Raw genomic sequence first — 14,922 nt, forward strand, 5'->3', positions numbered from 1 at the left:
TAAATGTAAGATGAAATTCAACAAATGATAAATAATATTGAAGGAGAATGAACATGATTAAATCCAAATCTATTTTAGCTTTTTCCCTGTCTCTGATGATGAGCGTGGCCGGCCTGACCGGCTGCAACAGCCGGACTAATGTACCTGTTTCCACCGGTACGGAACTGGCTTCCGGCGGTGTCCTCCACCTCAGCGTTAACCCTGAAATTACGGTGGCCTATGATAAGGACGGTAATGTAACCCGGGTGGAAGGCCGTAATGACGACGGAAGCAAACTTCTGAACGACTATTCCGGATATGAGGGCAAAGCCTGCCGCCAGGTTGTCGCCGAACTGGTAACAGCCATTGGTGAAGCGGGTTATTTTGTGGAAGAAATTGATGGACAAAAAAGGCAGATCACGATTGAAATCGAATCCGGCTCTAAACTGCCCCACAACGAATTTCTGGATGAAGTTGTCTCCGAAGTCCGCTACTGCGTAAACAGCAATAATTGGCACAGCCCCGTTGATGTTAAAGGGGAAAGCGACTACGGAATTACGGATTATGCCGACACCGATTACGGCCCTGACAACGACGGCGTCACCGACTACAACGACACCGACTACGGCCCTAACAATGACGGCATCACAGACTACAACGACACTGACTACGGCCCTAACAATGACGGCGTTACCGACTACAACGACACCGATTACGGCCCCAACAATGACGGCGTCACCGACTACAACGACACTGACTACGGCTCCAACAATGACGGCGTCACCGACTACAACAACACCGACTACGGCCCTAACAACGATGGTGTCACCGATTACAACGACACCGACTATGGCTCTAACAATGATGGTGTCACCGATTACAACGACACTGACTACGGCCCTAACAACGATGGTGTCACCGATTACAACGACACCAACTACGGCCCTAACAACGATGGTGTTACCGACTACAACGACACTGACTACGGCCCCAACAACGACGGCATAACTGACTACAACGACACCGACTACGGCCCCAACAACGACGGCATAACTGACTACAACGACACCGACTACGGCCCCAGCAACGATGGCGTCACTGACTACAACGACACCGACTACGGCCCTAATAACGACGGCGTCACCGACTATAACGACGGAAACAGCAGTTATGATAACGGTTCCAGCAACTACGGAGGAAACAGCAATTACAATGACGGAAACAGCGGATACGACGACGGCGGCAGCAATTATGACGGCGGCAGCGACTATGACGATTAAAGAGAAACGTCCCCAGAAGCTGCGGCACGAACTGAAATACAGCATCAATGCCCTGGATGATTATGAAACCTGTAAACGGCTGGGAAAATTGTTCCGGCATGATGGAAATGCTGATTCACACGGTATCTACCGTGTGAACAGCCTGTATTTTGACACCCCTTACGACAAGGCCCTGCGCCAGAAAATCGACGGTGTCAACTGCCGGGAGAAATTCCGCCTCAGATATTATAATGATGACACCTCTTTCATCCGTCTGGAAAAAAAGATAAAAATCAACGGTCTCTGCGGCAAATACAGCGCAAGGATCACGAAAGAACAGACCCAGCGGCTTCTCGAAGGCCATACCGGATTTCTGTTGGAAAGCGGCGAACCTTTATTGATAGAATTATACAGCAAGATGAAAGGGCAGCTCCTTTCACCAAAAACCATAGTCTGCTATGACCGGGAGGCATTTTTGTATGAGCCGGGAAATGTGCGCGTCACCATTGACCGCAGGCTGAGAACCGGCCTCACCAGCACCTGTTTCCTTTCCCCCAGCCTCCATTATGCTGATGTATCCCAAACCCTCTCGGTTCTGGAAGTAAAATACGATGCATTTCTGCCGGAAATCGTCCGTATGGCTGTACAGACCCCCAACCGCCGCGCGGCCGCTTTTTCCAAATACGCCGTATGCCGGCAATACGATTAAACACATAGGAGAACGATTATGCCCTTCAATTTTCAAGACATTTTCAAATCCAGCTTCCTGGAAAATGTATCCGCCATCTCCGTGCTGGACATGGTATTAGCCCTGGTTCTGGCCTTTTTAACCGGCCTGTTTATCTTCTTTATTTATAAAAAATCCTATGCCGGGGTCATGTATTCCGCCAGCTTCGGCGTCACCCTGATCGCACTGACCATGATTACGGCCCTGCTCATCCTGGCTGTCACCAGCAATGTCATCCTGTCCCTGGGTATGGTGGGCGCCCTGTCCATTGTCCGGTTCCGCACTGCCATCAAAGACCCGTCGGATATTGCATTCCTGTTCTGGGCCATTGCGGCGGGAATCGTACTGGCGGCCGGCTTCATCCCTCTCGCCGTGTTCGGAAGCCTGCTGATCGGCCTGGTTCTGCTGATGTTCTCCCGGTACAAAGGGTTTGAAAAACCATATATTCTTGTGGTTCACTGCAAAACTGCGGAAAATGAAGAGAATGCAAGAGAATTCATATCCGGCCGGGTAGCCGGGCTCTGTTTAAAGAGCAAAAGCGTGGCCCCTCACTGTATTGAACTGAATTATGAAGTGCGCCTGAAGGATGCCGATACCGGTTTCATCAACGTTCTGGCTGAACTGCCCGGTGTCAGCCATACGGTCATGGTATCCTATAACGGCGATTACATGAGCTGATCCCATGCTGAAACACCAATACATTGACCGCATCTGCATTGCGGCGGCGGCAGTGGCCCTGATTCTGACCATTTTATTCATCAACGGACAGTCATTTGGCCTGGTTCCCGCCTCAGCCGCACCGGGCTATGAGACGCGGCTGTTTGATAAATCCAGGGTTCATACTGTGGATATCGTAATTGAAGATTGGGAAAGCTTTCTGGAAACCGCTGATGAAGAGACCTACAGCCCCTGTACGGTTGTGATTGACGGCGAAGCATTTTCCAATATCGGGCTGAGGATCAAGGGCAATAACTCCCGTCGTCTGACTAAAAAATACGGCTTGGACCGCTACAGCCTGAAAGTTGAATTTGACCATTACACCTTTAACAGCTATTACGGCCTGGATAAATTTTCGTTGGACTCCTCCTTCCAGGACAACAGCTATATGAAAACCTGGATCACTTACGATATGATGGAATCCATGGAAGTACCAACGCCTCTTCGCAGTTATACCTGGGTAACCGTCAACGGGGAAGACTGGGGGCTGTTCCTGGCCATCGAAGAACCGGAAGAAGCATTTGCAAAGCGAAACTTCGGCAATGATTTCGGACTGCTCTACAAGCCGGACTACAAGTCACTGAACGACGAAAATGCCGATGTAGCCCTTTGCTACACCGGCGATGATTTCGGAAACTATGACAACATCTTCCGCCACGCTAAATTTGATATAACCGATTCGGATAAAATGCGGCTGATCCAATCCCTGAAAACCCTTTCCACCGGCGAAAATTTGGAAAATGCGGTGAATGTGGAAGAAGTGCTCCGCTATTTCGCCGTGCAGGTGTTCGTGGTGAATATGGACAGTTATCTGGGCAGAACCGGCCATAATTATTTCCTCTATGAGGAAGACGGGATTATCAGCATCCTGCCCTGGGATTATAATCTGGCTTTTGCCACCTACTCCCTGGGAATGCCTGATCCGGTTAACAATTCCACCCTCTATGTAAACAGCCCGATCAACACCCCGGCTTCCGGCGACATCATGCGCCGCCGCCCTCTTTACCATAATTTGATGAAAAACAATGCATACTTTGCCCGATACCACGAAAATTTAGGCCAACTGGTTTCCCTATATTTTGAAAGCGGATATTTCCGTGATTTTGTCCGGCAGACGGATGAAATGATCGCGCCTTATGTAAAAAAAGATCCCACTGCTTTCTGTTCATACGAAGATTATCTGCTGGCCGTTGACACCATCACAAACTTCTGTCTTTTGAGAGCTGAAAGCATCCGCGGACAACTGACGGGAACCATTCCTTCCACCATCAGGGGACAGATGGAGGACAAGAGCAGTTTAGTGGACGCCTCCTCCGTATGGATTCCACACATGGGGGAAATTGCAGACTTAAAAGATCACTGAGCCAGTTCCATCCCAAGTTTCCTGAGCGCATCCAACGCTTCTTCATCCGGCGCCTCATTGGCAATGACGCCTTCTCCTCCTGCAATTTGGGCTCCCGCGCCCTCCATCCGGGAAGCCCATTCCCTCATCCATTCTCCGTCTCCCCATCCGTAAGAGCCGAATAGACCGATCTTTTTCCCGGAAGCAAAACCTTCCACCCCGGATACGAACGGTTCCATTTCTCCTTCCTCCAACTGTTCAGCGCCCATGGAGGGGCATCCCAGTGCAAAACATTCTGCTTCTTTCAATACTTCCGGGCTCACTTCGCCGACGGATACCACTTTTGCCGCCGCTCCTCCTGCCTCGATTCCTTCTCCCACCGCTTCTGCCATGGCTGCGGTGTTTCCCGTTCCACTCCAATAAACCACATATACTTCTTTCATCCTTTTTTTCAGACAGTTCCTTATCTGCCTATCCTCCTTTTTTTATTTTTGCCGCGGATTTAAGATGTTGCAAACCGCGGCATCCTGCTGCGCACCGCTTATAATGCGGCAGTAAGAAATTCTGCCGCTGAAACGATCCGCCGCAGGCGGAGAATCCCGCCAAGGGGATTCTTTTTATATGAATCCATGATCAGGAACTGGCCACCTGCTTCAGGGGACATCCTGCAATCATTTCTTTCATAGCGCATTCCCGGGCCTCATCATACTGGCGGAAAATCTCCTTGGCCCGCTCTTTGTTGTGATAAACTTTCCAATACCGGCAGAGCAGGCAGTTCTTTCCCTGATTTTGAATAAAGCCCAGCACGTCCTCCAACGGATATTCCAAAAGAACGCCCAGTTCATGGGGGAAGCCCGCTTTGCCCTCCGAATAATCCTGATATCTCCTGCGGAGCCTGAATATCACCGACTCCACGGTGGGTTTTATATAACCGTATTCTTCCATAAACCTGCGGACATTTTCATTTTTCAAATGTTCTGCCATCTCCTCATAACGGTAGAGAAATATCACATCCTTTTCCTTTCCCACAAACAAAGGCACACAGATGATCCTGCTCTCCGCCAATGTCCGCTTCACCGTTTTCCAGGCGCCTGCGGCGACGGTGACGATATTGGAAATCTTAACCCCTTTTAACACCGGCGCACATTGGCACACAATATGAAATTCCAGCTTTCTTTCCTTGTCACACTGTCCTAAATAGTTTAAAATCATATCGGCCGACAAAATAATACCTCCTTTGCCTATATAGTTAGCTGTTGCTAACCATATTGTAATCATATCCTGTCTTTCAGTTTCCATCAAGCTGTTTACTGCTCTATAATTATCATTATCCCCTTGTTGAGAAATATTATTAGGATCAATTTTATTTATCTAAAACAGTACGAAAAAACACCCTTATTATGCGGGTATAAGGGTGTTTTTCGTAGGAGTCACGAACCTCTACGGGTCAGATAGAGGAAAACCTTTACAGGTTTAAAATGTATAGAATATTCACACGTCAGTTAGCGTTTGCTAACTAAATATAGATTAGCATATGCTAACTAAAAATGCAAGCACTTTTTCTGATCTATTTTATCATTTTCATGATTTCCAGCCTGGACGGAACGATGAATTCCAACGGCGCAAGGCGGCAGTGACAGTTCAGACAGGTCTGAACTGTTACGCATCCAGCCCATTAAAGTCGCTTGCGGCGAGGGACTGGATGCCTGCAACCCCAATGTTTTCGTACGGTCCGCGCAGTAAATGCGAAGCAGCAAAGTCTTCTACGGTTCCCGGTTCTTAGATTTGATCTCCATGGCCACCGCAGCGGCTTCCCTGGCAATCTCCAGTTCCTCATTGGTCTTGATCACCAGCACATTGATCCGGGAAGTTCCATCGGATATCCGGACTGCCTCCGCCTGCTCCCGGTTTTTAACCTCGTCGATGGTAATGCCCAGAAATTCCAGGTATTCACAGATCTGCTCCCGGATATCGGAATCATTTTCACCCACACCGGCGGTGAATACGATGTTGTCCACACCGTTCATAGCCGCCGCATAACTGCCGATGTATTTGGCAACCCGGTATACAAATATTTCCCTTGCCAGAGCGGCCTTGTCATTGTACTTGATCTCCGCGTCCTTCAGTTCCCTGAAATCGCTGGAAAAGTTGCTTGAAATGCCCAGAACCCCTGATTCCTGGTTTAAAATGGTCATAATCTGCCGGAAGTCCAGATTTTCTTTCTTCGCCAGATATTCCAGGGCTCCGGCGTCCACATCCCCGCACCTGGTTCCCATCACCAGCCCTTCTAAAGGCGTAAATCCCATGGAATTGTCCACCACCCTGCCGTACTTGACCGCACAGATGCTGGCTCCATTTCCCAAATGGCAGACAATGGTCTTCACAGCAGACGGATCCTGCCTCATGAATTCCGCCGCCCTTTGAGACACATACTTATGGCTGATTCCATGGAACCCGTAGCGGCGGATCTTGTATTTCTCATAATACCGGTAGGGAAGGCCGTAGAGAAATGCCTTAGGCTCCATGGTCTGGTTGAAAGCCGTGTCAAAGATCCCTACCATGAGCAGATCCGGCATCAGCTCCCGGCAGGCATAAACTCCGATCAGGTTGGCCGGATTATGGAGAGGCGCCAGATCATTGCACTCTTTCATGGCCTGGATGACTTCCTCTGTGATGACCACGGAACCGGAAAATTTTTCTCCCCCATGAACCAGCCGGTGACCCACCACGTCGATCTCCGTATAATCCTTTATCACGCCCCGCTCCGGATCTACCAGCATGTCCAGCAGGGTGTTGACCGCTTCCTTATGGGTCTGCATGGGAACTTCCTGCCGGATCGAAACGCCGGATCCGGTCTTATAATTGAACACCCCGTCTATGCCAATCCTCTCGCAGACCCCTTTCGCAAGCACCTGCTCTGTCCCGGAATTGATCACCTGGAATTTTAAAGAAGAGCTGCCGCTGTTGATTACCAATATTTTCATATATATCCGCCCTCTCCCGTCCACCGGGCCTGTAACGGAATCCGGCCCCCGATGGAACATTATCTGTCTGATTATTATCTGTTTATTGTACCATCTAAAGACGTCATATGACAACAAAAAATAAGCATACCACCCATTTCCCACACAAAAAAGGCCAAACCATCCATACGAATGGTCTGACCTTTTCTTCCATTGTTTCCTCTTCTCATCAGCTAAAAAACTTAGCCCAGTACCCCTGGATAAATATAGCCAGCACGATGACCGGAAGCAGATAAGACACATAAAATCTGACCCAGCGGGGGAATTTAATCCCTTTCCCCGTGTTGGTTTCCTTCATGAAATTATCGAATCCCCATCCATAGCGGCAGGTACAGAATACCAGATAGATCAGGCTTCCGATGGGAAGCAGATTGTTGCTGACAATGAAATCTTCCAGATCCAGCACATTTGTGCCCTCTCCAAACGGCATAAAACCGCTCCACAGATTGAATCCCAGCACACAAGGTGTGGATAAAATGATCACCGCTATAATATTGCAGACAACCGCTTTCTTCACGCTGCAGCCCGTAAGGTCCGTGGCAAATGACACGATATTCTGGAATACCGCAATGACCGTTGAAATGGCCGCAAACGACATGAACAGGAAAAACAGCGTTCCCCAGAATCTTCCACCCGCCATATGGTTAAATACATTAGGCAGGGTGATGAAAATAAGCGACGGACCGGCGTCAGGCTGGATATCATATGCAAAACAGGCCGGGAAAATGATCATTCCTGCCATAAATGCAACCAAGGTATCCAAGAGCGTAACGCTGATGGCTTCACCGGTCAAACTTCTCTCTTTTCCTATATAACTGCCGAAAATCGCCAGGGCGCCGATGCCGATGCTGAGGGTGAAAAAGGCTTGTCCCAAGGCGGCGAATACCGCCTCACCCAGACCCGATTCCACCATATTGCCAAAATCCGGCTTCAGATAGAAGGTGAGCCCTACTTCGCTTCCCGGCATGATGGCGGAATTGATTGCCAGCACCACCATCAGAATCAGCAGACATACCATCATGATCTTGGTGATCTTTTCCACGCCGTTCTGAAGTCCCATAGCGCATACGCCAAAGCCAATCAATACGGAAACAACCATCATGCCGAACATCAAAGGCGCATTGCCCAGCACACCGCCGAATTCACCGGCCACCTGATCCGGGGACATCCCCGTAAAATCGCCGGTCATCATCTTAAAGAAATAGAGGATCATCCACCCTGCAACCGTGGTATAAAACATCATCAGGATATAGTTGCCCGCCATTCCGAGATATTTAGCCAAATGCCATTTGCTTCCTTTGGGTTCCAGAACGTCAAATGACAGGGCAACACTTTTCTGACTGGCCCTGCCCACAGAGAACTCCATAATCACGATCGGAAGCCCCAAAATCAATAAAAACAACAAGTAAATCACCACAAATGCTGCGCCGCCATACTGCCCTACAATATAGGGAAAACGCCATACATTTCCCAAGCCAATGGCACAGCCCGCCGAGATCAGGATAAATCCCAGTCTTGACGAAAACTTTTCTCTCTTCATATCAAAACTTTCCCTCCTAGTACATGCTGTTCTCTATTTTACAACAGAACAGGGAAAAGGGAAAGAGTTAATTTAGTTTCTCTGACAACCTCATTTTATCATATATAACAATTCAGACAGGTCTGAACTGTTACGTCAATTCCAGATAGGAAACAATAAAAACTTCCAGCGCTATGGACATGGCCTCCTCGTCTATGCAGAAACGGGGATTGTGAGGCATACAGGCGGTTTCCGGTTTCAGCGGATTATGGGTGCCCACGTTAAAATAAACCCCAGGTTTTTTCCGGGTGTAGAACGCGAAATCCTCCGATGCCATAATCGGCGGCGTATTCATGGCGTTTATGCCATTTTCCCGCAGAGCATTTTTAACCCGGAGGCTGAGTTCCCGGTTGTTCTCCATAGCAGGCGGCCCGTCTTCCCTCATGAACTCACAGGTACAGCCTTTGGCCCTGCAGATATTTTCCGCCAGTTCCTGAATCCGGCAGAACAATTTGTCGGCCGTCTCGTTGGTCAAACTCCGCAGGTTGCCGCCAATGGCCGCAGTATCGGGAATTATATTATAAGCGCCCTTTTTTCCGGCCTCAAAATAAGTTACAGACAAGGCCGCCGCGCTCATGGGATCCACAGTCCATCCAATCAGTTGGTTAACCGCATTTACAATCAATGCCCCTGTAGAAACCGGATCTACCGACTTATAAGGAAATCCCGAGTGGCCTCCCACCCCTTGAATCCGTATCTCAAAACTGCCGGTGGATGCGGTTCTGGGGCCTTCCGTGGCAGAAACAACCCCCAATTCAAGTTCCGGGGAACAATGCCACGCCAGTACCGCGTCCACATCGTCCAGAACCCCGTCTTCCACAATCCAGCTTCCACCGTTTGGCTTCTTTTCCTCCCCCTGCTGAAACACAAACTTCACAGTCCCTTTCACCAGATCCCTGTGATGGGACAGAAAATCCGCGAAACACAAAAGCACCGCCGTGTGGGCATCATGGCCGCAGGCATGCATGATCCCCGGCTTCTCAGACGCGTAAGGCAAACCGGTTTCCTCAGTCACCGGCAATGCATCCATGTCCGCGCGGAATAGAAGAACCGGCCCCGGTTCATCCCCTTCTATCACTCCCACACAACTATTGGCCCTGACCCCTTCCATCAGCGAAATCCCCATTTCTGACAGTTTTTTACAGATCAGGGCAGAGGTTTCCTTCTCCTGAAAAGAGAGTTCCGGCCTGCGGTGAAAATGCCTCCGGTACTCAATTAACTCAGCTTCGTATTTCCTGACAGCTTCTTTTATTTCATCTTTTTTGAACTGCCTTTTCTCTTCTCTGTTCTTGTCCATGCTCATCCCCCTATAGTTTTAATCCGCTTCCGGACAGACGAAACGCCCGGTAACTACATTGTAGTTACCAGGCGTTTGCTTGTCAACTATGGGCATTTTCCCGCTGTCTGAACTGTTGCACGAAAGATTCTCCGTTAAAGTATTCCGAAAATACTGCTTTCATGCGGGAACCTGTCTCCTGCGTTTCATCATCTGCACCGTTCAATCCGTATCCTGTATTTCCCCAGTCTGGCTAAAACCCCTTTCTCCTGAACGTTCCCATCCTCTTTCTTCTCCCAAACCAGTTCCTGATATCGGTAAATGCTGAATATCACTCCCAGCAGCGCATAAATCGTAATGGTATGGCATCTTCCAAAGGAAAAAAAAGGCATTCCGCCTGAGGAGATTGTATAAAATCCGAAGGTGTTCAGCAGGCTCCGCACCATCTCCACCGCCAGCACCATCACGCATCCGTATCCCACCATCTTGCCAAGCTGGTTTTTCTGCCTGCGGATCATGCAAAACAGATAAAAGAGGAAAACTGCCAAAAGGCATGTCAGCAGACAGGCGGTCAGAATCCCATAGACAGAAGCCACCTGGAGCATGATGTAATCATACTGGACACCGGGAAGCACACGGCTGGGAAGCTGTTCTACATTCACGTCCCCGCTTCCGAACAGGGTCAGCCCCTGTATCACCTCCCTGACCTTCGCTGCCTGATACCCCGCTTCCTGGGCATATCTCTCCGGATGAAATATAATTTCCAGCCGTTTTAACTGGTAGGGCTTCAAGCGGGTAAGGGCTCCTAAAACTGCCGCCCCAGGTATGACACCGGCCACCAGCGCCATGCCTGCTTTCCGGTTGATCTGAAACCATCCGTTAAACACGGCTGCCGTCAGCATCAGATAACAGACGCAGACCATGTCGATTGTAATTCCCAGTCCTCCGCCGATCTGTGCCGCTCCAATCCAAAATGCGGCCGTCAGCCAGCAGAGGCTGGAAAAGATTCCATAATAACCGCGCTTCCGGTTTTGATAGAGCACGCCCCCGTAAAATGGAACGAACAGATAGATCAGGCTCTTCATATAGGAATGGCCCCCATTATAAATAGGCGCATAGAGGCAGATCACAAACAAAGCCCCCAGCAAAAGAACTGCCGCTCTCTTTCCGTGCCTGCCCACCAGACTGTAGTCCAGATAAAAAACCGCCGCCATAATCAGGATTCCGATCAGCACATAAATGCACTGCCGTTCAAATGCATTGTCAATCACTCTCTGGTATAACATCAGTTCATCTTCCAGCCGGTAGAAACTGAAATACTGTGCCCAAAGCCCGGCCAGGCTGATCACAACCACCATGAGAAGCAGGGGCCAGGCGGGCTTGGGCCTGTGGATCCGGTCCATCTCGATCCCCACTTCCACCGGATCCCCCATCTGGCTCACCGCCTTCTTCACAGCTTCTTCGGCAGCCATCCCCCCGGCTTCATAAACTCCGGCCTGGTCTTCTATATGGTGCCTGATCTCCTCCGCCACCGCTGCCTTGGCCTTTTTATTCCTGATCTGCTCCTGAAGCTGTTCCAGATAATTATTCAATTCCACAAAGCTCACCCCCTATTACACGGGAAATGGCTCTGTTGTAGGACTGCCACTCCTTCTTTTTTCTCTCCAGCGCTTTTCTGCCTTCCTTGGTGATCCCATAATATTTCCTCGTCTTCCCCATCACCTCCGCCTCATAGGAAATCAGGAAATTCTGGGATTCCATGGTATGAAGAAGCGGGTATAACGTGCCCGCCTTGAGTTCAAAAAGGTTCTCCGACCGTTTTCCCAGGGTTTCAATCATCTCATAGCCGTACATATCCCGTTCTGACAAAAGCTGCAAAAGCAGCATGGATGTGCTTCCCGATGCCGGGTTCTTCTCTGACGCCATAACTTACCTCCATATATAGATTATCTATATATACTATATATCGATAATCTATATATGTCAAGAAAGAAAAAGGCTTGATTCCCGGCGCTTTCTTTTGGATTGCCGCCTGAACCAGCCTTTTTCATAATCCCATTATTTCATCAATATCTCATCCAGCCCCCGCTTGGGCACATAATGCACCTGGTTTTCATCCCGGTAGTACTTCACGTCTCCATCTTCCCCTACGGGCACGATCACCACTTCTTCCTTGGGTTTTCCAAGAGCCAGCACCAGATCGATGCTGTAACGCTCCGTATCTATGGCTAACGCCTCCGCTAACTGGCTGCGCTGGACATTGGCCAGCATACATCCGCCGTAGCCCTTTTCCACCGCTCCAAGCATGATGGTCTGGGCCGCGATGCCGTCGTCCACCGGTTTATTCTTCGCCAAATCCAGGTCACAGCAGATCAGGATATAGGCGCTGGGCCGCTCTCCCGGTTCCGGTCCGTCCCAGTCGGGAAGGGCTCCCGCCCATCCCAGCGTGGCAAATACCTTTTCGTTCTCTTCCGGGGTGTTGATTATCTTGAATTTTAAAGCCTGGGAATTGGCCGTTGAAGCGGTCAAACGGGCCAGATCCACAAGTTCCATCAACTCTTCATCCGTGATCCGCACATCCTCATAGAAGCGGCGGTAGGTGCGGCACCGCTTAACTAACTCAGATAACATAAGCCCCTCCTCTATTTCGTCTCCGTAAATTTTCTGATATTGCTGGCATTGACGTACTTCTTAACCTGGCCGTCCTTTACCACTACCAGGGTAGGCGCCTGCATGATGCCGAATTTTCCGGTCAGATCCGGATTTTCCTCCGCATCCACCACCTGATAGTCAACTCCCTTTAAGAATTCCTTGGCGATCTTACAGTTGGGGCAGGTCTTGGTGGTGAATAAAAAGGTTCCCACCGGCACATCCTTGTCAGTCCGGGCCGCCGCCTCTGTGATCTTCGCAGCCGTTTCCGGCCCCTTTTTCAGCGCGGAATTAGGCACATCATAGGTGGTGCGGTTCTTGTATTCCTGGGTCTTTCCTTCGTTCCAGTTCTTAACCGGGCGGTAATAACCGGTGATGCGGCTGTAAACCTCCGCCTCTTTTCCACAGATCGGACAGGTAAAATGCTCTCCTGACAGATATCCATGGTCTTTACAGATGGAATAGGTCGGTGACAGGGTATAATAAGGCAGCTTGTAGTTTTCAGCAATGGTATGCACCAGCTTGGCAGCCGCCTGCCAGTCAGGCAGCTTCTCTCCCAGGAACGCATGGAATACGGTTCCCGAGGTGTATAAGGTCTGAAGTTCATCCTGAACGTCCAGGGCTTCAAACACATCGGCCGTATAGTCAACCGGCAGATGGGAGCTGTTGGTATAGTAAGGGGTATCCCCGTTGTGGCCTGCCGTCTTGATTCCCGGATAACGGTCCACGTCATGTTTTGCCAGACGGTAGGTGGTGGATTCCGCAGGAGTTGCCTCCAGGTTGTAGAGGTCGCCGTATTCCTCCTGGTAAACCACCAGGCGTTCCCTCATGTGGTTTAATACGTCCTTGGTAAATTCCTGTGTCTTAGGATGGGTCAAATCTTCGCCCAGCCACTTGGCATTGAGTCCCACTTCGTTCATGCCGATCAGGCCGATGGTTGAGAAATGGTTCTCAAATGTTCCCAGATACCGTTTGGTATAGGGATACAGTCCGCTGTCCAGCAGCTTTGTGATAACTTCTCTCTTAGCTTTTAAGGAACGGGCTGAAATATCCATCATCCGGTCCAGCCTGGTGTAGAAATCTCTTTCATCCTTTGCCAGGAAAGCGATTCTCGGCATATTGATGGTAACAACTCCTACAGAACCTGTGCTCTCACCGGAACCGAAGAAACCGCCTGTCTTTTTGCGGAGTTCACGCAGATCCAGACGAAGCCTGCAGCACATGCTTCTCACGTCGCTTGGCTCCATATCGCTGTTGATATAGTTTGAAAAATAAGGAGTTCCGTATTTGGATGTCATCTCGAATAAGAGACGGTTGTTCTCCGTATCAGACCAGTCAAAATCTCTGGTAATGGAATATGTAGGGATGGGATACTGGAAGCCGCGGCCATTGGCGTCGCCTTCGATCATGGTCTCGATAAAGGCCCGGTTGATCATATCCATCTCTTTTTTGCAGTCTTTATATTTAAAATCAGCTTCCTTTCCGCCGATAATTGCAGGAAGCTCCGCCATATCGTCAGGAACGGTCCAGTCCAGGGTGATGTTGGAAAACGGCGCCTGGGTTCCCCAGCGGCTGGGGGTGTTCACACCGTAAATAAAGGATTCAATGCATTTTTTAACTTCCGGGTAGGTAAGGTTATCTGCTTTCACAAAAGGAGCCAGGTAAGTGTCAAAGGAGGAAAATGCCTGGGCGCCCGCCCATTCATTCTGCATAATGCCCAAAAAGTTGACCATCTGGTTGCAGAGTACGGAAAGGTGTTTTGCCGGTGAGGAAGTGATCTTTCCCGTAATTCCGCCAAGCCCTTCCATCAGAAGCTGCTTTAACGACCATCCGGCACAGTATCCGGTCAGCATGGACAGGTCATGGATATGGATGTCCGCGTTGCGGTGGGCTTCCGCGATTTCCTGGTCATAGATTTCAGACAGCCAGTAGTTTGCCGTAACCGCGCCGGAGTTGCTTAAAATCAGCCCTCCCACAGAATAAGTCACTGTGGAGTTCTCCTTCACACGCCAGTCCTCAACCTTAACATAGCTGTTCACCACATCTTTATAATCCAGAATGGTATTTTTCATGTTGCGGATTTTCTCACGCTGTTTTCTGTATAAGATATATGCTTTGGCCACATCCGTATATCCGGTCTGTTCCAGCACATGCTCCACGCTGTCCTGAATCTGTTCCACAGAAACAGTCCCGTTATGCATCTTATCCTGGAAATCAGCGGTTACCCGCAGAGACAACAGTTCCAGAATCTCGTTGTTATAATCCTTTCCCGTCGCCTTAAATGCCTTTTTTATGGCCTCCGTAATCTTCACCAAACTAAATTCGGCTTCTTCCCCATCTCGTTTTATTACGTTAATCATGACACAAACTC

At 49.6% G+C, this 14,922-nt stretch carries 13 protein-coding genes; 4 read left to right on the forward strand and 9 right to left on the reverse strand.

The features are described from left to right. The first annotated feature begins 53 nt into the window (after positions 1-53). From GPL15_RS00395 to GPL15_RS00410, 4 genes are read left to right on the forward strand one after another with little or no spacing between them, the layout of a single operon-like run. Positions 54-1,259, forward strand: a complete 1,206-nt coding sequence (locus GPL15_RS00395; RefSeq protein ID WP_215695042.1) for a hypothetical protein — start codon at positions 54-56, stop codon at positions 1,257-1,259. After that, positions 1,192-1,947: a polyphosphate polymerase domain-containing protein gene (locus tag GPL15_RS00400; RefSeq protein WP_346344872.1), complete on the forward strand. Its 756-nt coding sequence runs from the start codon at positions 1,192-1,194 to the stop codon at positions 1,945-1,947. Before GPL15_RS00395 ends, GPL15_RS00400 begins: the two co-directional genes overlap by 68 nt. A gap of 18 nt (positions 1,948-1,965) precedes the next feature. Continuing rightward, on the forward strand, positions 1,966-2,643 hold the full coding sequence (locus GPL15_RS00405; RefSeq protein WP_215695043.1) for a DUF4956 domain-containing protein: 678 nt from the start codon (positions 1,966-1,968) through the stop codon (positions 2,641-2,643). Between the two features lie 4 nt (positions 2,644-2,647). Next, positions 2,648-4,045 (forward strand): CotH kinase family protein, encoded by a 1,398-nt coding sequence (locus GPL15_RS00410; RefSeq protein WP_215695044.1) that lies wholly within the window; start codon positions 2,648-2,650, stop codon positions 4,043-4,045. Here GPL15_RS00410 and GPL15_RS00415 read toward each other — a convergent pair. The 9 genes from GPL15_RS00415 to GPL15_RS00455 form a co-directional block, all read right to left on the reverse strand. Next, positions 4,039-4,467: a flavodoxin gene (locus tag GPL15_RS00415; protein WP_215695045.1), complete on the reverse strand. Its 429-nt coding sequence runs from the start codon at positions 4,465-4,467 to the stop codon at positions 4,039-4,041. The two genes, GPL15_RS00410 and GPL15_RS00415, sit on opposite strands and share 7 nt — an antisense overlap. Positions 4,468-4,657: 190 nt before the next feature. Next, positions 4,658-5,248, reverse strand: coding sequence for a DUF3793 family protein (locus tag GPL15_RS00420; protein ID WP_215695046.1), 591 nt, complete (start codon positions 5,246-5,248; stop codon positions 4,658-4,660). Between the two features lie 539 nt (positions 5,249-5,787). Continuing rightward, on the reverse strand, positions 5,788-7,008 hold the full coding sequence (locus GPL15_RS00425; protein ID WP_215695047.1) for an acetate kinase: 1,221 nt from the start codon (positions 7,006-7,008) through the stop codon (positions 5,788-5,790). 208 nt (positions 7,009-7,216) lie between these two features. Beyond that, the gene (locus GPL15_RS00430; RefSeq protein ID WP_215695048.1) at positions 7,217-8,587 is read right to left on the reverse strand and encodes a sodium-dependent transporter; all 1,371 of its coding nucleotides are present in this window, start codon (positions 8,585-8,587) and stop codon (positions 7,217-7,219) included. Between the two features lie 130 nt (positions 8,588-8,717). Beyond that, positions 8,718-9,923, reverse strand: coding sequence for an amidohydrolase (locus GPL15_RS00435; RefSeq protein ID WP_215695049.1), 1,206 nt, complete (start codon positions 9,921-9,923; stop codon positions 8,718-8,720). Positions 9,924-10,111: 188 nt separating this feature from the next. Beyond that, on the reverse strand, positions 10,112-11,500 hold the full coding sequence (locus tag GPL15_RS00440) for an FtsW/RodA/SpoVE family cell cycle protein (protein ID WP_215695050.1): 1,389 nt from the start codon (positions 11,498-11,500) through the stop codon (positions 10,112-10,114). Then, positions 11,487-11,828 (reverse strand): PadR family transcriptional regulator, encoded by a 342-nt coding sequence (locus GPL15_RS00445; RefSeq protein ID WP_215695051.1) that lies wholly within the window; start codon positions 11,826-11,828, stop codon positions 11,487-11,489. The genes GPL15_RS00440 and GPL15_RS00445 overlap by 14 nt, the downstream gene beginning before the upstream one ends. A 132-nt stretch (positions 11,829-11,960) precedes the next feature. Next, a complete protein-coding gene (locus GPL15_RS00450; protein ID WP_215695052.1) occupies positions 11,961-12,533 on the reverse strand; it encodes a nitroreductase family protein in 573 nt (190 codons plus the stop codon). 11 nt (positions 12,534-12,544) lie between these two features. Further along, a complete protein-coding gene (locus GPL15_RS00455) occupies positions 12,545-14,911 on the reverse strand; it encodes a ribonucleoside triphosphate reductase (protein ID WP_215695053.1) in 2,367 nt (788 codons plus the stop codon). Between the last annotated feature and the right edge of the window lie 11 nt (positions 14,912-14,922).

The organism is Clostridium sp. MCC353 (assembly GCF_018785315.1).
Classification (GTDB): Bacteria; Bacillota; Clostridia; order Lachnospirales; family Lachnospiraceae; genus CHH4-2.